This is a genomic window from Austwickia sp. TVS 96-490-7B, from assembly GCF_019331795.1.
Taxonomy (GTDB): domain Bacteria; phylum Actinomycetota; class Actinomycetes; order Actinomycetales; family Dermatophilaceae; genus Austwickia.
The window spans coordinates 1-18,583 of sequence record NZ_JAHPZL010000006.1 but is presented as its reverse complement, the minus strand read 5'-3'; the positions used below and the strand labels follow the sequence as shown (position 1 = coordinate 18,583).

The window sequence follows — 18,583 nt, the reverse complement described above, 5'->3', positions numbered from 1 at the left end:
CCCTGAAGTTCACCAGTGCGTCCAGGACGAATATCAGCTTTCAGCACCAAGGACACCCGGGCACTGTGCTGCCCCACCGCCTCACAACACCGATGCACCAACTCCGCGACATCACCCCCGCCACCACGCCACCCCTCGACATCGCCGCCGCCACCCACCGCGGAGGATACGTCGTCACCGGCCCCGCCGACGCCGACCTCATCATCATCGCCACCGGCACCGAAGTGGCGCTCGCCGTCCACGCCGCAGACCGACTCGGCGACAGCGGGCACACCGTGCGCGTCGTCTCCATGCCCTGCCGAGAATGGTTCGACAGCCAGCCCACTGACTACCGACACCACGTCCTGCCGCCCACCATCACCAGACGCATCGCCATCGAAGCCGGGCGCAGCGACAGCTGGTGGAAATACGTCGGCAGCCACGGACGTGTCCTCGGCGTCGACGACTTCGGCACCAGCGGGCCCGGACCCCAAGTCATGGCCCGCGCCGGCATCGACGTCGACACTCTCGTCGCCACGGCGCGTGAACTCGTGGCGACCCCGCTTCCCCGCCCCTGAGGCTCTCGCGCCTCTCGCCCCATGTCGCCCGTGGGCGGGTTTCCTTGCTCCGGATGTCGCCCGTGGGCGGGTTTTGGTGGGTGGTTCCTGGGGTTTTGTGGCCAGAATGCGCCCGTGGGCGGGTTTTGGTGGGTGGTTCCTGGGGTTTTGTGGCCAGAATGCGCCCGTGGGCGGGTTTCCTTGCACCGATGTCGCCCGTGGGCGGGTTTTGGTGGAGAGATTCCTGGGGTTTTACGGCGAAAACCCGCCCGTGGGCGGAACGACAACGCTTGACGGTCAGGCCGCTGGCACGTCAAGCTCTCGCCCTGAGCATGCTGTCACTGCGAGATCCGGTCCAGTATCCGCGTCAGCGGCGCCCCAACATCGCCTGCCAGCCACGTCGACGCCGCGGCGGCGTACCACCTGCTGCGCGGATCGCCCGATCCAACCGGTCGAGGAAACCCTCAGGGTCGCCGTACACGTCCTGCGCGACCGCCGTCACCAACTGCCAGTGTGCGCTCTGAAGATCTTCGCGACGACGCAGGTCAGAGGCGTATTGCGCGCTGTTTTCGGCGTGATGGCGGCCGTCATACTCCACGGCGATTGACCACTGCCAGAAGACTAAGTCGAGACGGTAACGCCGCCCAGTGCCGCCTGTCACGGTCGGATTGCTTTCTGGCTGAGGATAACCAGCGAGGCACAGCAGGACGCGGGTCCGAGATTCCATGGCTGATTCGCTGCGGCCATCTGCTAGCTGTGCGGCACGGCGCAACATCCGCACCCCGGCTCGGCTGTGACCGTGGGCGTACCGGGCCACTTCAGAAGGGTCAGTCAGCCCAAGGCCACAGCTGCGGTCGACGGCGGCCACCAAATCCGGTAGCGACAACACCGCGGCGAGGTCGAGGAGCGTGTCGAGGACACTAGTCACGGGCAAGCCGTCCACCTGCACTGACGTCCGTGCAGTGGGGAGTCGGTGCGCGGCAATCCCGACGCGTCGAGGACGGTACCGTTCCCCTGGTACCGCGACGTGAATCCGCAGTTCATGGGGCGTCCACAAGCCCCACAGTGTGGCAGCGGTGTGATGTGACAGGACAGTTCCGTTGGGGCAACGCTGGAGGACGTCGCGGGCGCGATGTGCCACAGCCGAGCGTGTGGTCGAAGGATGAACGTCGTACGGCCCGACTGTGGTGCCGCCAGAGGTTGGTGAGGCTGCGGTCATAGCGCGTGAACGATGAGGTGGAGTACGACGGACAAAGGTCGTCCCGGTGTGCGTGGTCATCCCGACACGGTGACCTGTTCGCCTGGCAAGGCCCGAAAGTTATCCACAGAGTGCGGTGTGCTGGGGGCGGCGAGCGACACTCCACAGCACTGACCCTGAAGTTCCCGCACCTCTCACCCCAAGTCGCCCGTGGGCGGGTTTTGCTGGGCCGGATGTCGCCCGTGGGCGGGTTTGGGAAGGTGTGGCCTGGGGTTTCGTGCGGAAAAGTCGCCCGTGGGCGGGTTTGGGAAGGTGTGGCCTGGGGTTTCGTGGGGAAAAGTCGCCCGTGGGCGGGTTTGGGAAGGTGTGGCCTGGGGTTTTACGGCGAAAACACGCCCGTGGGCGGGTTTGGTGGGGTGGGGGCGGGGGAGCAGCTCAGACATGACGCGACCCGCCCGGTATCCGCGATGCTGCGGGATGACTGGGCGGGTCGTGTCGGTGTCGTCGCCACCGTCGGTGGTGAAGTGCCGTCGACGATGTCGACATGGTGTGGTCGACGTGGCGTCGAGCTCACATGGGGACGACGATTCCGATGGATCCGAGTCCGTAACCTTCGATGTCGAGGGAATAGTCGGCTCGTTTACCGAGTCCGCGCAGCAGCATGGCGGCGTGGGTCGGAATGACTGATCCGGGTTGGAAAACGGCGTTGAGTTTAAGGTGAGCTTCGTTTTCCCCAACGTTGAATAGGGAAGCGAAGATGTTCATCACCTCGTAGAAGTTGTCGTATAACGCCGGTGGGAGTTCAAGGTTGTCAATGGCGGTCTGCGCCCCGGTGGGTGGGACCAGACCGAGCGCGGCGCCGGCGCGGGCGGACAGGTCCAGGTCGGCGCACACAATCGCTTTGGTGTCCAGGTTGCCGTCGACGTACAGGCCGGTGCAGCAGGCACGGCGGGCACTGGGGACGACGGCTTTGTCGGAGCTGGCGATCGTGACCGTGCGGCCGAGGAGATCCTGGAAGAGGTCCTTGACCGGTTTAGGGTCGGGGATCGGTATGGTCATCGTGGTTCCCCGGTTGCTGGTCTGGTCGGATGTGGGGGCAGGCTGGTACGGCGGTTCAGCCGAGCACCGGTTTGAGGGCTTCGCTGAACATGTCGGCGGTGAAGGGTTTGGCGATGAGGAAGAGCGCGCCGGATTCTGAGGCTTGGCTGCGCATGGCATCGCTGCCTTCGGAGGTGACGAATCCGAAGGGCACTTGGTTGCCTTCAGCGCGGAGTGCTTGCAGGAATTCGATGCCACTCATTTCGGGCATGTTCCAGTCGGAGAGCACCAGGTCGGGGTTGAGTTCTTTGACTTTGGCGAGTCCTTCGGCGCCGTTTTCACATTCGGTGACGTCGGCGCTGTCATATCCGGCTTGGCGCAGGGTACGGATCACGATCATTCGCATGGCACGGCTGTCGTCGGCGACTACGACCTTCACGGTGGGCTCGCTTCCTGGGTGTGGGTGGGCTGGGTGGGCGGGTGGTTCTGGGGCGGCCGGGATGGTCCGGGGGCGGTGTGGCTGCCGTCCTCGTCGATGGTCCGGGTGGTGTCGGCGTACGCCGTTCAGCCGCGTTGTGGGCGACTCCAGACGGTGAGGTACATGGGGAGTCCGTCGGCGAGATATCCGGACTCAAGGAGTGGTTTACCGCCGGGGACCCGCAGGGTGGGGCTCTTCCCGGAGGCCACGACTGGTAGCGACAGGGTGCTGGGTTCGGGGAGGAGCGATTTGATGTTGCCGCCGACCATGTTGGTGAGTTCGCCGATGGCGTCTGCGACGTCGTCGTCGGAGCAGGCGGTTTCGTCGAGCCCGAACATTGTTGCGGCGAAGCGGCGTGCAGCCTCGTTGCCCATCTCCATGGAGATGAGGCATTCGGTGGCGCCGGTGACACCGACAGAACCCGCGGTGGCGTTTTCGTTGTCGGGTCGCTCCATATCGAAAGGCTCGGCAGGTAGTCCGAGCATCGAACTCCACACCTCGTGGATGATCTGGGCGACGTCGTCGCTGGACAACTGCATAACTGGGTCCTTTGTGAAGTCCTTCGGGTGAGGCCCTTCGGAAGGTAGGTCGGCGGTTGGCCCTTGGTGCGTAGGCGGGAGCTCGTTGCTGCCCCTGCCGGATGGCCTGACCACACGTGGACGTCGCCCTTATCGGCTGTGTCACAACGGACTTGAGGATTAGCTGCAGGTCACGACGAGGTTTTGTGTGCGTGGGCCTGCGAGGTGATCTGTGTGGCCGGTACGTCGGGTGGCGCTGGTGCTGGTCCGAGGCATTTTCCTCATCGGTGTCCTCGGTGAGATGTGGAGCTTTCTGGGTGTGGAATTGGGTCGTTGCCGGTGGGGTGATGTGGTTGTGACGTGGGGGGTGCGGCGGCCCTGCTCGGGGTTTTCTGAGCAGGGCCGCATGGTGTTACCAGGGTGGGCCGGTGGGGGAGGGTGGCGAGGATGTCATCGACTCCGGCTTTGGCGAATTGTGCGGCGATGCGTAGTTGGTAGCAGTTTTGGTGGCTCTTGCTGCGACAGTCGCCGGTGTCTTCGGTGCCGTAGTTGAGGACTCATTTGGTGCGGGGCACGTGGTGCGTGTGCTGGTAGAAGAAAGCTAGGGCGTCGGGTGTGGCGGCGCGGACGGTGACGGCTTCCTTGTCGTTGAGGTCTTTGGTGAGGACTTTCCAGCTGATCATCGCGGGGATGCGGATGGCATGAACAGGGATAACACGAAGCCGCGACCGACCTCGTGAAGTGAGGTGGTCGCGGCTTCGGTAGCGGTGCGTGGTCACGTCCTGAGGAGGGACGGATCAGCGTCGGGTCACCAGGGACGGTCTTCCTGGCCCGCCATCCGGTGGGTCTGGGGGTGCGCCTTGACCCACTTGTTGATCTCGCTGAGCGCCGGCTTGTTCACGGGCACTTCAGTACGACGTGCGCTGGGCATGACCGCGAGGACACCGTCAACGTCAGCCTTGGTGAAGAGGTCGTTGAGCTTCTTCTCGTGGTTGATCGGGGTGGTCCACCCGAAGACGTTGCCGATCTTGTTTTCGTTGCGCTTGGCGGCGGCCTGCTTCAGCTGGTAGCAGCTCTGCTGGTTGGGGGTGGTGCAGTCGCCAGCACGGTCTTTCATGCTGCTGTGGCCGAAGTTGAGGATGCGCTGGCCCGGCTTGATGTGCTTGCCGTGCTTCTCGAAGTTGTCGATGACCTGGTCGGTGGGGCCGTAGATCGAGACGGCTTCCTTGTCGTTGAGGCCTTCGGTGATCTGCTTCCAGTCAGCACCGCCCACCCCCTTGCCGAAGCCGAAGACGACGCGGATGTTTTCCTTCTCCACGGTGTTGCGAGCAAGCTCACGCAGGGTCTTGCCGCTGCAGGTTTCTGGGGTCTTGGTGCAGCGGTGCGGCTCGTGGAACTCCAGCCACACGAAGTTGATGGTCTTGCCCTGCTTGCGGGCGTTGGCGATCTTCTTCAAGATGATTTCGACAAAACGCCCGCCGGTGCGGACGTCGTTGCCTTCGACCGCGGTCATTCCGCCAGAGATTCCTTTGGCGTCAATGTGGATGGCGTTAGCGCCCTGGTTCAATGCCTCATCCACAGCTTCGACGCTGGTGACCCGGTGAGCGATAGCAAAGACTGGGCGAGGGCCTTTGGTGGGGACCAATGCGTTGGCCGGGGCGGCGACGGCGGCCAGTCCGGCACCGGCGAGGAGGGACGCGACGACGGCGCTGCTCAGGAGATGCTTCGACAAGGCTAGGTCCTTCTCTTTCTTAAAACACGTGGACAGGTCACCATTAGTGCACTGTCGCGGAAAAGCTGGGCGCAGAGCTGTAGGGTTTTCCTGGGCCCAGTCAAAGATGTTGCTGAAGCGTCGCGCATGAAAGCGCTCGCTGTCAGGATCAGCTATTCCTTGACTATTTCTCCGCTCGAGGGTCTCGGTGGTGAACATCGTAAGGAGAGAATCACTGTCGATCCTGGGATGAACATGTGTTTTCACTGAATGAGAGGAACGGCCAGTCGTCGTACTGATGATTGAAAACGGGACCATTTTCGGCCGTGTGCTCACGGGGAGGTCGCGCGACGACAGCGGGGCCCTGCCATCAGGCGGGAGCGTGCAGCGTGAGCTGCGTCCCGCAGGCAGGACCCCGGCGAGTAGCGGTGGTACGGCTGTGGTGTTGCTGGCTTAGCGGTGACAGGTCACCAGGGCTTGTCGTCTTGGGTGGCCATGCGTGCTTCTTTCGGGTTGGCCTTCACCCAGTTGTTGATGTCGCGCATCGGGTCAGCGTGAGCTTTACGGTTTGAGCTCAAGGTCAACGGGAGCGCTGCGAGCAGGATGTTCACGTTGGCTTTGGTGACCTCGATATCCACGCTCTGCATGGGGTTGAACGGCGTCGTCCAACCGATCATCTGCCCCAGTTCGCCGCGTTTGCGGGCGGCATCGGCCTGCTTGAGCTGGTAGCAGATCGTTTTGTTCGGGGTGGTGCAGTTGCCGATCTCTTCGACGCCGTAGTCGATGATCCGCTGTTGGGGTTTGATGTGCTTGCCGTGCTTGGCATAGATCCCCAACGCATCTGAGGTGTAGTGATGGACCGAAATGGCCTCTTTGTCGTTGAGTCCTTGGGTGAGGGCATGCCAGGAGCGCTGACCGTAGCCATCGTTAAATCCGTAGATGACCCGGACACCGTGTTTTTGCACGTGGGTGCGGGCCAGGTCTCGCAGGATCGATGCCTTGCATACGTCGGTCTTGCACGGCACTGCCCGACGTAGGTCGAGCCAGACGAAGTTGATCGTCTTGCCTTCCTGCCGGAGCTTGGCGACGTGTTTGAGCATTCCCTCGACGGACTCGCCACGGCGTCCACCTCGCCGCGCGGTGGTGGCATACCAGCCATGTTTACGGTGCGCGTCCACCTGGATCTGGATGGCATTGGCGCCGTTCTTGATGGCCTCGTCGATGTCCTTGGGGTAACGGGCCCGCTGCTCGACGGCGAAGATGGGCTTCGGGCCTGACGGCGTAGTGGGTTTATCGGCCGGGGGCGCTGGAGGGGTGGTGTTTCCCGGAGTGGATGGTTTGGCGCTTCCCGTGCTTGTGGGGGCGGGCGTAGCTGGAGGCTCAGCGGCGTAGGAAGGGCTGACTGCCAGGGCCATGCCTGCGAAGAAGGTGACGGCGGCTGCGGCGCTCAGGTGACGAATGGACAAAAGTGAATCCTTCCCGATTGGTGCTACTGGTCAGCACGATCCACCGAGCGGAAAGGACAAAGATGTGACGGCCCTTCTTGGCCCGATGTGGCCGCCAGTATATGGATGAATTCAGGGAAGTCCACTTGGAGTCTGGGAACAACTCGGGTTTGTCATGATGATCGCCCGAACAGAGTGATAATGAGTAGATCTTGTGGGCCGAATAAAAGCTGTGCGGCCGTTGAATATCTGCTGGATGTTGAATTCGGTACGGCAACATGAAGGGGGGCCGTCATTGCTGACGGCCCCCCTCAGAGGATGTGCTGGGTGATCACCAGGGGAAGTCATCCTTGGTGGCCATACGGTGCGTAGTGGGGTTTTTGGCGACCCAGGACTTGATGTCATTGATCGCGTCTTCGGTGTGCTTGTGCTTGTAGAAGTGGGTCGCTTTGAAGCCGGCGATCATGCCGTCGACCTTGGCTTTGCCAAGCAGGTCAGACACGTGACGGGACTGGCCCGTGGCCGTGGTCCAGGCGAAGGTTTTGCCGAGTTGACCCTTGTCCCGGGCTTCGCTGGACAGGCGCAACTGGTCACACGTCTTGTGCGCGGTGCCGGTGCAGGTGCCGAAGCCCTGGTTGATGTCGTAGTAGCCGTAGTCAGCGACGCGCTGCTTCGCGGGAACCTTCTTATCTGACTTCTCGTAGTCGGCGAGAACGTTAGCGGTGGGGCCACTGAGTGCGACCGCTTCTTTGTCGTTCAGGTCGTTGGTGATGGTCTTCCACGCGGGTCCACCAACGGTCTTGTAGAACCCGAACAGCGCGCGCACACCTTCCTTCTCGAAGGTGTTGCGGGCCATCTCGCGCAGCTTGGTGATGGAACAGACATCCGTGGTTGCGCCGTCACCCTTGCAGTGGTCAGGGTTCTTGATGTCAAGCCATACGAACGTGATGTTCTTCCCCGCACGACGCTGCTCAGCGATGTGCTTGAACATCTTCTCTGCAGTGTCACCGGCGCTGGTGGGCAGACCGTCGTGGTCGGCGTACCAGCCCTTCTTCCACGCTGTCAGGTCGATTTCGATGGCGTTCGCGCCAAGTTCCAGCGCGTCGTCAACACCCTTGGTGGTCAACACGCGGTGAGCGATCGCATAGACAGGACGCTGAGCGCCGGCGCTGGTGGGGGCCGGAGCCGGCGGAGGGGTCGCCGCAGAGGCGGGTGAAGCGACGACAGCCAGGGCCGTCCCCGCGATGAGCGAGGACACGGCCGCGATGCTCATGGAGCGTTTGATCATGACGGTTCTCTTCTCTATATCGGGCAGCTCAATCCTGCAGTGCAGAGGTACCTGCAAGATCGAAGTATCAAATCTGACTTTCAACAGACGTGGCCGGTGTCGCAGCGGATCATTTTAAATGATCCGATAAGACTGTAGAAAGACATGTTCAGCCCACTCCCCAGAACATGCTCTCGTCGTGCCAGACAAGAGCATGACATGCCACCATGAGCACTGCATGAACGGACCCTGATAGAACCTTGACCCCCTGATACTGCACCAAAATTGATTTGTTTGACAATTCTTCTAATACCAAACCCTGAATTGATGATAGGAAGAGCGGCGCCCTCCAGCGCCTCATATATAGGACCAGGATATGAGGCACTGGAGGGCATGTGCTCAGGCTATGGATCCTCCAGATTTCTTCTCAAAAAATTCTCGATTGAAAGTGTGCTAAGTGCAAATTCACAGGATTTCTACCGGCAGCCGTCTGCCGTCTTAGTTGAAACCCAAGAATGCCTTGTCCTTGGTTCCCCAAGACTTGATCGAAGCTTCGATCCCTCCATCAGAACAGTACTTAATACTTGGGCCGGGAGTAGGTGCTCCGCCTCCAGTTGGGCTGATTTCTGTTGTTAGGACTTCACCGGAGTTAAATGCACTTAAATCCACCTTGTCCTTATCCCGCATGCCGCTCATTTTGCTGTGAGTAACCTTCCCATCTTTGGAGTTTACAGCTAGGCGCCCAACGTAATCTCCCCCATTTTCAAACTTAATTGAGCTGTAACAGGGCATTTCTTGATCTACAGAGTACCCCAAGTTGATCGTATTAGTCTTAGGGCCTTCTTCGGTATGCATGATCTGTCCCCAAACCTCAAGCCGGGGATTATCAATGCGCGATCCTTCGGGGCTCTTGGTCTGGTATGAGACGTGAATAATTGCGTTATTCTTATCGGTAAGCCAAATAGGATGAACCGGGATGCAGACTGCTTCAGTTTTCGAAGCCTCCTCGCTGCAGTTCATCGGAACTTTAAGTCCGTTTTGAACAATGAAAGAGCCAGACTCGTTAATGTTAAAAAACTTTGGGTTAATCGAAGTTTTGAAACCTGTAATTGGGAGATTGTGATCTCCATTTGCACTTACAGCGAGTCTCTGAGTCTTAGTGCCGTAGTGAGGTGGAAGGTGGATCTTGGAGTCTTGAGGAGTCAGCCATCCTCCACTAAGGCCATTCGCATCCTTAATGTCAACGACCTGCCGTTTTTCTGCTATTCCTCGGGCATTAGAAGTCATCATCTGCCTGCTAAGGTCGATGACGCCTTCCACGAACTGATAAGCCAAAACACCAATGTCAACAATTTCCCCAACAACCGGAATTGCCTGAGCGGCAATAAACCCTGCTAAAGCAACTGACTGGACGACAACTTCTTCGGTGTTATGGTGAGTCACACCGTCGGCCACTCCCATTACTTGGCCCAGGCCAGGAACGGCAGCCAGTGCTGCTGTCGCTTTTTCTAATCCGTCAGACTTAGAATCAGAAAAAACTCGTGCAACATTGGCGCCCCAAAGTGCAGCATTGGCAGCATCCATAGCTTTAACGCCATTGCTGTGTACTGACTTTAGCTCTTTAAATGATTCATGGTCAATCAAAGCCTTGTGAAGATTCTGCAAGTCATCAGAAGTAGGCTTTACCCCCTCTTTCCTTTCTTGAACTGCCTTTTTTACATTTTCATCATCTTTCAGTTTCTTAATTAGCTCCTCTGACTTTTGCCTCACGCGCTCCCATTTGATGTTGGAGAGGCAAGTTTTGCTGACACTCCTTTTAGCTTTACCTGCACTCTCACAGCTCGCCAATGCCATGTACTCGTACATGGCATCCTGCCCCCTTTTTCCATGCTGATCGAACCTGACTTCAGGTTCCACTTTCAGATCCTTTGCATTATCCCAGTTGTTGATGTATTCAACTTCGGATGAGCCTTCTGCAAATGGCATCTGGAGGACGACTCTATCTGCTCCTTCGCCATATTTATTAATAAATTCCTGATCTTTAATTTGTTCAGTGAGGGGTTTATTTGGATCAAGGCCCAAATGACCCTTGATCTTCCCTGCCGGCATATCCTTCAAAGCCAGAATCTTGGTTTTGCCGGTGTAAGATACTTTTACCACACCCCCAGCTTTGCCCGACATGGGATTTTCTTCATCTGGCGTATATCCTGCTGCAGCATACTTGCTGTCAGTAGTGTAAAACCCTTTCCAGTCCGGGTCGTGATTACCTTGAGATCCAGTTTCCGGCTTATTGATGCCCTTCAGGACATTTTCAATGTATTGATGTTTAGTTCCATGGTACGACGTAAAATTCTCGACGACTTTAGACTTTTCTTTGTCGATTGCTGGCGAGATAGGCGAAGCGAATGCGCCAGGAGCGCAGGTGAGGGTCAGGGTGCCAAGGGAGCTGGCCGCGCAAACAATAGCGGCGAGCTTGTGACGGGTCTTCATGTGTCATCCCTTTCGAGGTGGAATGGCAGTTGGGGACCACGTCCGGGACATGTGGCGGTTGCACCGGATGTGGGTGTGTCTGATTGAGGGCATGAAAATGCCTGTCGAGGCGTTCCCGGCAGGCGCGGTGTTTTTTCTGATGCGGTTGCCATAGTGAGCAGTATCGAGCGACGGGCTGGTCGTCGATGAAGCTTTCTGGCGTGTCGCAGATATTAGTTACGGCGGTCCGCGTATAGGCATGGCTACTCTCCTTCTTCTTGGTGAAGAATTGACGTTTGAATGGTGAAGATGAGTGGTGTTCATCTTTCGCGTTAACCGGTGTGGTTTCCGTGGTCATGAGCGTACCTGAGCTGCTGGGAATTAAGAAAAAAATGATCGATGCTTGATTGGTATTTTTGTGCGGGAACCCTTGGCTTTAGTTAGGCGTTCTTGGCTTATTTCTGCAGGTCAGGACCCATCTAAGGTATTTGCAACCATTGAATACCCCATCGTTGATAGCTAAATTTTCGGCGTGGTTTCAGCTATGGGTTCTTAGTGCCGATATCCCTGTGAAGAGGCGGTGCGAACTTCCAAAAAAGAGGAATGAGAGGAGCGGCTTCCGCGGCCCCTCATTCCCACCAGATGGACACGGTGTCAGGATCTCCAGCCTGGCTCCCCACAAAAACATCAGTTCACCTTTCGATGGCCGACGTACGGCCGCACTGATGCATCCAACGGAAGCCCTCCATCCCCCCTCGTGTTGCAGCGGACGGTCGGCAACCCTCAGATCCGTTGTGGCTGAGCCGATTAATGCTCCGATTCCCCTATCTCGTGAGGAGCTCGCCGATGGAAGGCATGGAAGAGATTGTTCAGGAGTTCCTGATCGAGAGCCACGAGAACCTCGACCAGCTGGACCAGGACCTGCTGGCACTGGAGCGGGACCCTGGGTCTCGCGAGCTGCTGTCCAGCATCTTCCGCACTTTGCACACCATCAAAGGCACCAGTGGGTTCCTCGCCCTACACACCTTGGAACGCGTCGCTCACCACGGCGAGAGCCTGCTCAGCAAGCTCCGCGACGGGGAGATGACTCTCACCGCTGAGATCACCACGGTGCTCCTGGAAATGGTTGATGCGGTCCGCTCACTCCTCGGCCACATAGAGAACGACGGCAACGAAGGCACCGAGACATACGCCGACCTCGTCGAACGTCTCCAAGCACTCCTCGAAGGCCGCTCCCTGGCCGGCCTGGGCGGGGCCGCCCAAGATGCCCCGGCTGCCGCCGAAGCCGCAGCCCCCGAGGCAGAAGCAACCCCCGCCGCCACAGCAGAAGCCCCCACCGTCACCGTTGAGGTGCCCGCCGAAGCTGTGGTGTCCGTCAAAGTCGCTGAGCCAGTCGCCGCAGCCACCGGCGTACCAGCAGCTCCAGCAAGCCCACCCAGCGCGCCTCCGCCACCCCCGCCTGCCGAACCCGTGGCAGCAGCACCGGCACCCCCCGTGCCATCGACGCCAGCAGCTGCCGCCACCGCCGCCGCAGCAGCACAAAGTGACGCCGTACATGCTGCGCAAACGACGGCTAAACCTGTCGCCCGTAAACAAGAAGGTGGCGACGGGGAAACCCAACGTCGTAGCGTCGCTGACAGCTCCATCCGTGTCGACGTCGACCTACTCGACTCGCTGATGAACCTCGTCGGTGAACTCGTCCTGACCCGTAACCAACTGTTACAACGAGCTGCCGCACGACAAGATCAAGAACTGATGCGATCGATGCATCGGCTCAACCTCGTTGCCGGAGAACTGCAAGAAGGCGTCATGAAGACGCGGATGCAGCCCATCGACAACGTCTGGTCCAAGATCCCCCGCGTCGTACGGGACCTGTCCAACCAGATGGGTCGCCAGATCCGTGTCGAGATGGAAGGTAAAGAAACCGAACTCGACAAGACGATCCTGGAAGCGATCAAAGACCCGCTGACCCACCTGGTCCGCAACTCGTGCGACCACGGCATCGAACAACCAGACGTTCGGATCGCCAAAGGCAAACCCGCTGAAGGACGCCTCCTCATGCGGGCGTTCCACGAAGGCGGACAGGTCAACATCGAGATCATCGACGACGGCGCCGGCATCGACCCGGACAAACTGCGCGACAAAGCCGTCGAGAAGCAACTGATCTCTCGCGAAGAAGCAGACCGGATGGGCGACCGGGACGCGATGCACCTGATCTTCCGTCCGGGTTTCTCCACCGCCGCAGCTGTCACCAATGTCTCCGGACGTGGTGTCGGTATGGACGTCGTCAAGACGAACATCGAAAAGATCGGTGGCGTCATCGACATCAGCAGTGTCGCCGGTGAAGGCACCACTGTCCGTATCAAGATCCCACTCACCCTGGCGATCATCCCGGCTCTGCTGGTTCGCGGCGACGAGAACATGTTTGCCATCCCCCAGGTCAACCTCCTCGAACTAGTCAGGCTCGACAAGGAACAAGCCGCCGAACGCCTGGAAAACATCCAAGGCACCCCCGTCTATCGGCTCCGAGGCGCACTCCTTCCGCTCGTTGACCTTCGCCAACAGATCAACGCTGAAGACATCGACCACGAAACGACGTTCATCGCCGTCCTCAAAGCCGACGAAAAACAGTTCGGGCTCGTCGTCGACGACATCGAAGACACTGAGGAAATCGTCGTCAAACCACTCGGCAAGCAACTACGCGGCATCAACCTGTACGCCGGGGCCACCCTCATGGGTGACGGGCGCGTCGCGTTGATCCTCGACGCCAACAGCCTCGCCGGCCGGGCTGGAATGATCAACGACTCTGGAGAAGCTGCAAAACGCGCCGCCGAGGAAGCTGCTCGCCGCTCGAACTCCGACGCCACGTCGCTGCTCGTCGTCAAACTGGGCAACGGACGTCGGGCCGCTCTCCCGCTCAAAGTTGTCGAGCGCCTCGAAGAATTCCCGATGGCGCGCGTCGAAACTGTCGGCTCCAACCAGGTCGTCCAATACCGCGGTGTCATCCTTCCGCTGCTGCGTCTCGCCGATGACTACGGCAGCTACGAAGCCATGGAAGCCAACGCCCCGCTCCAAGTCGTGGTGTGCCAACACCGCGGACAACTCTTTGGTTTCGTCGTTTCGCAAGTCCTCGACATCGTCGAAGACGAACTAGCGATCCGCACCCACCTTGACACTGGTGGCAACCTCGGGTCGGCCGTCGTCAACGAACATGTCACGGAACTCCTCAACATCGACCACGCCCTGATGGGGATGCTCCCACCCGAACTGGAAAACTACGGAGCCCAGTTCACCGACGACATCATGTGAGCGTCGCGCGGCGCAGCAGGACGGGCCCTCACCCCAATTGGGGGCGAGCGGCCCGTCCTCTCCTCTAGCGCAGCCACCCGGTCTGTGCGCATCGAACCCACCGCCCACCCCCGACAAAAGCACCCACCTATATCGAGAACGCTTGAGAAAGCGTGAAGTTCGCCGATGAGGAGGGTGACCCTGTCGGGGCACCGACGTCGCCACGGCGTCGGCTCGCAAGGAGTGAAGAGCATCCCATGGCGAACCAGTACTGCACATTCCGACTTGGTGGACATCTTTTCGGCGTACCCGTCGAGACGGTCCAAGAGGTCCTGCGCCAACAAGACCTCACCCGAGTGCCGTTGGCGCCCACCGCAGTGTCCGGCCTGATCAACCTGCGTGGCCAGATCGTCATCACCGTCGACCTGCGAAGTCGCATGGGCTTGCCGCCGCGGGAGTCCAATGACGCCGCCACTAACGTCGTCGTACGGACAGCGGATGGCGCGACCAGCTTGCTCGTCGACGAGATCGGTGACGTCCTCGAACCCGACCTGGACCGTTTTGAATCGCCCCCGGAGACGGTGCCCTCCCGTGTCCGTGACCTCGTCATGGCGGTCTGCAAACTCGACCGCGACCTGATGTTGGTGCTCGACACCGACAAAGCGGTGGCCCTCGAAGCTACCGGACACGTCGCCTGACGACACCGCACCACTGGATCACACCGTTCCGCGCCGCCACACCCCACCACCCACGACCCCCTCGCGGGTCCTTCAACCGGTAAGAGGACCACAATGCGTGCACTGGTGATCGATGACTCCCGAGCCATGCGAACCATCCTGACGCGGACCATGGACAGCCTCGGATTCGAGGTCGAAGCTGTCGGTGACGGCGCTCAGGCTTTGGAAGCGGTGCAACGTGGCCCCCTTCCAGACGTCTGCCTCATCGACTGGAACATGCCAGTGATGAACGGGCTGGAATTCATTGTGGAAGTCCGCAAAAACCGGGACTGGCGTGACATCACGTTGATGATGGTCACCACCGAAGCTGAACAAGCCAACATTGTGCGTGCCCTCGCCGCGGGCGCCCACGAGTACGTCATCAAGCCGTTCACCACCGAGATCATCGAGGACAAGTTGTCCATGCTGGGGCTGCTCTGATGCCGACCAAGATTCGAGCGATGGTGTGTGACGACTCGGTCGTCATCCGTCGCCTCGTGTCCGACGTCCTCGCTCAGGACCCTGACATAGAGGTGGTGGGCACGGCCGTCAACGGGAAAAATGCCCTGGACAAGATCCCACTGCTCAAACCCGACATCCTGACCCTGGACGTGGAAATGCCGATCATGGATGGTCTGCAAACTCTCGTTGAGGTCCGCAAAACCTATAAAAAGCTTCCGATCATCATGTTTTCCACGCTGACCGAACGAGGCGCTGGAGCCACGTTGGATGCGTTGGAGCGCGGCGCGTCAGATTACGTGACGAAACCAGCCAACGTGGGTTCGCTCTCAGAATCCATGGAAGCTGTCCGCAGTCAACTGATCCCGAAAATCAAATCGCTGACCGGTCGAGCGCCGATCCTGCATACCGCCCGGCCCGCTTTCGGTGGCGCTCCGGGACAGCCGCCTCCTCCTGGAGCGGCAGGTAAGGGAGCCGCACCTGGTACGCCGCTGAAAGCTGCCGCCCCTGGCGGGCGGATCGACGTCGTCGCCATTGGCGTGTCGACTGGCGGACCCGACGCCTTGACCACTGTCATTAGCGCGTTGCCAGCAAACTTTCCGGTGCCCATCGTGGTGACACAACACATGCCCCCGGTGTTTACCCAGCTCTTCGCTCAACGGCTCGATGCCAAAGCCAAACTGACGGTCAGAGAAGCTGCTCAAAACGACCCGTTGAAACCAGGCCAGGTCCTCATCGCACCAGGTGACTACCACATGCGGTTTGTGCAGAAGGCGAGCGGACCAGCGGTGGTCCTGGATCAGGGACCGCAGGAAAATTACTGTCGCCCTGCGGTGGACCCGATGTTCCGGTCTGTTTCAGAGATGTACGGCGCCCATGTGCTCTCGGTGATCATGACCGGGATGGGAAGCGACGGTCACCGCGGCGCGGAACACATCATCCGTGCCGGTGGGAGTTTGATCGTGCAGGACGAGGCCACATCGGTGGTGTGGGGGATGCCTGGCGCCGCCGTACACGCAGGATTGCCCTGCGATGTCTTTCCCCTGGGCAAACTCGCCGAGGTCATCACCACCCGAGTCAATGCGGCCCGTTCGGGCGGGTCCGCCCCGAGGAGGACGCCATGACGATTTCCGGCGCTGATGTGGACTTCATCAGCCAGGTGGTCCGCGCTCGAGCAGCGATCGTCCTCGATCGAAGCAAGGAATACCTGATCGAGTCGCGGTTGCAGACGTTAGCCCGGGAACGGGGCGACGAATCGGTGGCTGATCTGGTCAAGAAGCTACGAGCCCAACCGAACGGGCCGTTGCGTGACCAAGTCGTCGAGGCCATGACGACGAATGAGACGTCGTTCTTCCGCGACATCCATCCGTTCCGGGCGATGCAGGACACGATTCTGCCGGAGCTGCTGGTGCAGCGCGGACGGGAACGGTCATTGTCGATCTGGTGTGCCGCATGTAGCTCCGGGCAGGAGCCGTACACCATCGCGATGCTGATTCAGGAATTGATTGGTGCCGATCCGAGTTGGCGGGTGCGTTTGGTCGCCACGGATATTGACACGCAAATGTTGAATCGCACCAAAGAGGGCGTCTACAACCAGTTTGAGGTGAACCGTGGCCTACCTGCTCCACTGCTGGTCCGGTATTTTGCACGGCACGGTTTGAACTATCAGATCGACGCTCGCCTCCGCAACATGGTAGAGACCAAGTTCTTGAACCTCGCTGAGCCCTTCCCGCCCATGCCGCAGATGGACATCGTGTTTCTGCGTAACGTGTTGATCTACTTTGACGTGGATATGAAGAAGAAAATTCTTGCGCAGGTGAAGAAAGTCATCCGGCCAGATGGCTATCTTTTCCTCGGTGGAGCTGAGACAACGATGAACATCGACGACCAGTGGGTGCGGAGCACAGTGGGTCGGGCGACTGTGTATCGGCTACAGGGTTGACCACTGCAAGGAACCAGTGAGGGTGCCCAGGCAGAGAATCGCCTGGGCACCCTCACGACGTGGTGATCTCGCCCTCCTTGATCGTCACTGACGCGGGCGACGGCGGAGCCACCAGGTTAGGCCGCCGATGAGGGTGGTGCAGGTGGCCAGTCCGGCGAGGATGGTCCAGGCTGGGCCGCTGGTATTGGCTTCGGCTGAGGTGATGGGTCCTTGGGGTGTGTTTGTGGGGGGTTGGGGCATGGCGGTGGAGTAGGCGGGGTCGGGTTGGTAGGTGGGGTCCCATAGGCCCATGGATTTCACGCCAAACACGTTTTTAGAGGGGTTGCTATAGCCCTCACCGAGTTGCCCGAGGGGGTTGTCGGTGACGGTAGGGATGTCAGCGGTCAGTGCGGCGTAGGCGTCGACGAGGCCCCAGCCGCAGTCGGCGGTGGGGATGTCACCGGTGCCGGTTTTTTTAGCGGTTTTCAGCACCCGGTTGATGACGTTGGCGGCGTTGAGGTCGGGGTGTTTCGCGCGGATCGCGGCGACGATGCCGGTGACTACCGAGGTGGAGATGGATGTTCCTGCGCCGTCGCGGTAGCCGCCGCCGGGCCAGGCTTGCGGGACTCCCGTGTCCGGGGTGGCCGCAAACGGGCCACACACCCCGACGCCAGCGTGATGGATTTGGCCTTTGATGTCTTTGCTGATCTTGCTGAAGTTGGATCGGGGATCACGTTGAAGATTATTGTCGATGCCGCCGACAGTAAGGATCCCGAACATGGTGGGAAACCCGGACAGGGCTACATCCCCGTCATTTCCAGAGCCGGCTACCAAGACGATGTCTTTGGCTTGGGCGTCGGCGACTGCGGCGCGGACTTTGTCGTTCTCGGCGACCAGGGACAGGTTGATGACTTTAGCGCCGTGGTCGATGCAATATCGGATCGCGGTAGGGACCGGGTTTGTGACAGTAGCTGTCGGGAATCCGTAGGAGACGCTGATGATGGTGGCGTCAGGGGCGGCGCCGAGCATCCCCTCATTACCATGAGACCCATGGCCACGCCCGGCAATATTGACGGCCATCGATGTGCCGTGGTCATATCGACGATCATCCTTGATGGGTTTCAGTCCGTCAGGGGCGCCGATATCACTGAAGTCTTTGCCATGAGCAAATCGGACCCCAACTAGGTCAGGATGGGTGGCGTCAACACCACTGTCAATGAGGCAGACCGTGACGCCTGAACCTTGCGATACTGAGAGGCCGCGGTCGATGCCCATCGGGGTGATCCACCATTGCCGGTCCCGGACCTGGTCCCCCGCATGAGCCGGGACCGCGGCGCTGCAGGCTAATCCGGCTGTGAGGAGGATGGCGGTGGCGGTGTGTCGTGGATGCGGTCTGGTCATGGGTGTCTGCGGCGGCGTCGGAGCCACCAGGTTAGGCCGCCGATGAGGGTGGTGCAGGTGGCCAGTCCGGCGAGGATGGCCCAGGAGGCGGTGGCGGGGCTGCGGGGTGCGGCGGCGGTGATGGGTCCTTGGGGTGTG

At 60.0% G+C, this 18,583-nt stretch carries 18 protein-coding genes and 1 pseudogene; 7 read left to right on the top strand and 12 right to left on the bottom strand.

What is annotated here, in order from left to right; genetic code table 11:
• Positions 1 to 92 (bottom strand): annotated as a pseudogene (locus KEM60_RS16880) (thiamine-binding protein); the annotation flags it as partial.
• On the opposite strand from KEM60_RS16880, the gene KEM60_RS07925 reads away from it, so the two are divergent.
• Complete coding sequence (locus tag KEM60_RS07925) at positions 93 to 557, top strand: transketolase C-terminal domain-containing protein (RefSeq protein WP_370626331.1); 465 nt, start codon at positions 93 to 95, stop codon at positions 555 to 557.
• A gap of 346 nt (positions 558 to 903) precedes the next feature.
• Here the strand turns inward: KEM60_RS07925 and KEM60_RS07920 are convergent, their stop codons facing one another.
• The 9 genes from KEM60_RS07920 to KEM60_RS07885 form a co-directional block, all read right to left on the bottom strand.
• On the bottom strand, positions 904 to 1,815 hold the full coding sequence (locus tag KEM60_RS07920) for a hypothetical protein (RefSeq protein WP_219107002.1): 912 nt from the start codon (positions 1,813 to 1,815) through the stop codon (positions 904 to 906).
• Between the two features lie 489 nt (positions 1,816 to 2,304).
• Entirely contained in the window at positions 2,305 to 2,793 is a 489-nt protein-coding gene (locus KEM60_RS07915; protein ID WP_219107001.1) for a hypothetical protein, read from the bottom strand.
• A gap of 55 nt (positions 2,794 to 2,848) precedes the next feature.
• Positions 2,849 to 3,211: a response regulator gene (locus tag KEM60_RS07910; RefSeq protein WP_219107000.1), complete on the bottom strand. Its 363-nt coding sequence runs from the start codon at positions 3,209 to 3,211 to the stop codon at positions 2,849 to 2,851.
• Positions 3,212 to 3,336: 125 nt separating this feature from the next.
• Positions 3,337 to 3,789, bottom strand: coding sequence for a chemotaxis protein CheX (locus KEM60_RS07905; protein ID WP_219106999.1), 453 nt, complete (start codon positions 3,787 to 3,789; stop codon positions 3,337 to 3,339).
• Positions 3,790 to 4,325: 536 nt separating this feature from the next.
• Positions 4,326 to 4,451, bottom strand: coding sequence for a hypothetical protein (locus tag KEM60_RS16535; RefSeq protein ID WP_255574384.1), 126 nt, complete (start codon positions 4,449 to 4,451; stop codon positions 4,326 to 4,328).
• Positions 4,452 to 4,576: 125 nt separating this feature from the next.
• Positions 4,577 to 5,500, bottom strand: coding sequence for a hypothetical protein (locus KEM60_RS07900; protein ID WP_219106998.1), 924 nt, complete (start codon positions 5,498 to 5,500; stop codon positions 4,577 to 4,579).
• Between the two features lie 446 nt (positions 5,501 to 5,946).
• On the bottom strand, positions 5,947 to 6,945 hold the full coding sequence (locus tag KEM60_RS07895; RefSeq protein ID WP_219106997.1) for a hypothetical protein: 999 nt from the start codon (positions 6,943 to 6,945) through the stop codon (positions 5,947 to 5,949).
• 310 nt (positions 6,946 to 7,255) lie between these two features.
• Positions 7,256 to 8,197: a glycerophosphodiester phosphodiesterase family protein gene (locus KEM60_RS07890; RefSeq protein ID WP_219106996.1), complete on the bottom strand. Its 942-nt coding sequence runs from the start codon at positions 8,195 to 8,197 to the stop codon at positions 7,256 to 7,258.
• 492 nt (positions 8,198 to 8,689) lie between these two features.
• Complete coding sequence (locus tag KEM60_RS07885; RefSeq protein WP_219106995.1) at positions 8,690 to 10,681, bottom strand: toxin; 1,992 nt, start codon at positions 10,679 to 10,681, stop codon at positions 8,690 to 8,692.
• A 22-nt stretch (positions 10,682 to 10,703) separates the two neighbouring features.
• Between KEM60_RS07885 and KEM60_RS16530 the strand changes: the two genes are divergently transcribed.
• The 6 genes from KEM60_RS16530 (at position 10,704) to KEM60_RS07860 (ending at position 17,065) form a co-directional block, all read left to right on the top strand.
• Entirely contained in the window at positions 10,704 to 10,835 is a 132-nt protein-coding gene (locus KEM60_RS16530) for a hypothetical protein (protein WP_255574383.1), read from the top strand.
• A 671-nt stretch (positions 10,836 to 11,506) separates the two neighbouring features.
• The gene (locus tag KEM60_RS07880; RefSeq protein WP_219106994.1) at positions 11,507 to 13,969 is read left to right on the top strand and encodes a chemotaxis protein CheW; all 2,463 of its coding nucleotides are present in this window, start codon (positions 11,507 to 11,509) and stop codon (positions 13,967 to 13,969) included.
• Positions 13,970 to 14,205: 236 nt separating this feature from the next.
• Complete coding sequence (locus KEM60_RS07875) at positions 14,206 to 14,646, top strand: chemotaxis protein CheW (RefSeq protein WP_219106993.1); 441 nt, start codon at positions 14,206 to 14,208, stop codon at positions 14,644 to 14,646.
• 93 nt (positions 14,647 to 14,739) lie between these two features.
• Entirely contained in the window at positions 14,740 to 15,105 is a 366-nt protein-coding gene (locus KEM60_RS07870) for a response regulator (protein ID WP_219106992.1), read from the top strand.
• Complete coding sequence (locus tag KEM60_RS07865) at positions 15,105 to 16,247, top strand: chemotaxis response regulator protein-glutamate methylesterase (RefSeq protein WP_219106991.1); 1,143 nt, start codon at positions 15,105 to 15,107, stop codon at positions 16,245 to 16,247. Before KEM60_RS07870 ends, KEM60_RS07865 begins: the two co-directional genes overlap by 1 nt.
• Positions 16,244 to 17,065 (top strand): protein-glutamate O-methyltransferase CheR, encoded by an 822-nt coding sequence (locus tag KEM60_RS07860; protein ID WP_219106990.1) that lies wholly within the window; start codon positions 16,244 to 16,246, stop codon positions 17,063 to 17,065. Before KEM60_RS07865 ends, KEM60_RS07860 begins: the two co-directional genes overlap by 4 nt.
• Before the next feature lie 84 nt (positions 17,066 to 17,149).
• Here the strand turns inward: KEM60_RS07860 and KEM60_RS07855 are convergent, their stop codons facing one another.
• Both KEM60_RS07855 and KEM60_RS16875 read right to left on the bottom strand, forming a co-directional pair.
• A complete protein-coding gene (locus tag KEM60_RS07855) occupies positions 17,150 to 18,445 on the bottom strand; it encodes a S8 family serine peptidase (RefSeq protein ID WP_219106989.1) in 1,296 nt (431 codons plus the stop codon).
• Complete coding sequence (locus tag KEM60_RS16875) at positions 18,442 to 18,567, bottom strand: LPXTG cell wall anchor domain-containing protein (protein WP_219107039.1); 126 nt, start codon at positions 18,565 to 18,567, stop codon at positions 18,442 to 18,444. Before KEM60_RS16875 ends, KEM60_RS07855 begins: the two co-directional genes overlap by 4 nt.
• Positions 18,568 to 18,583 lie beyond the last annotated feature (16 nt).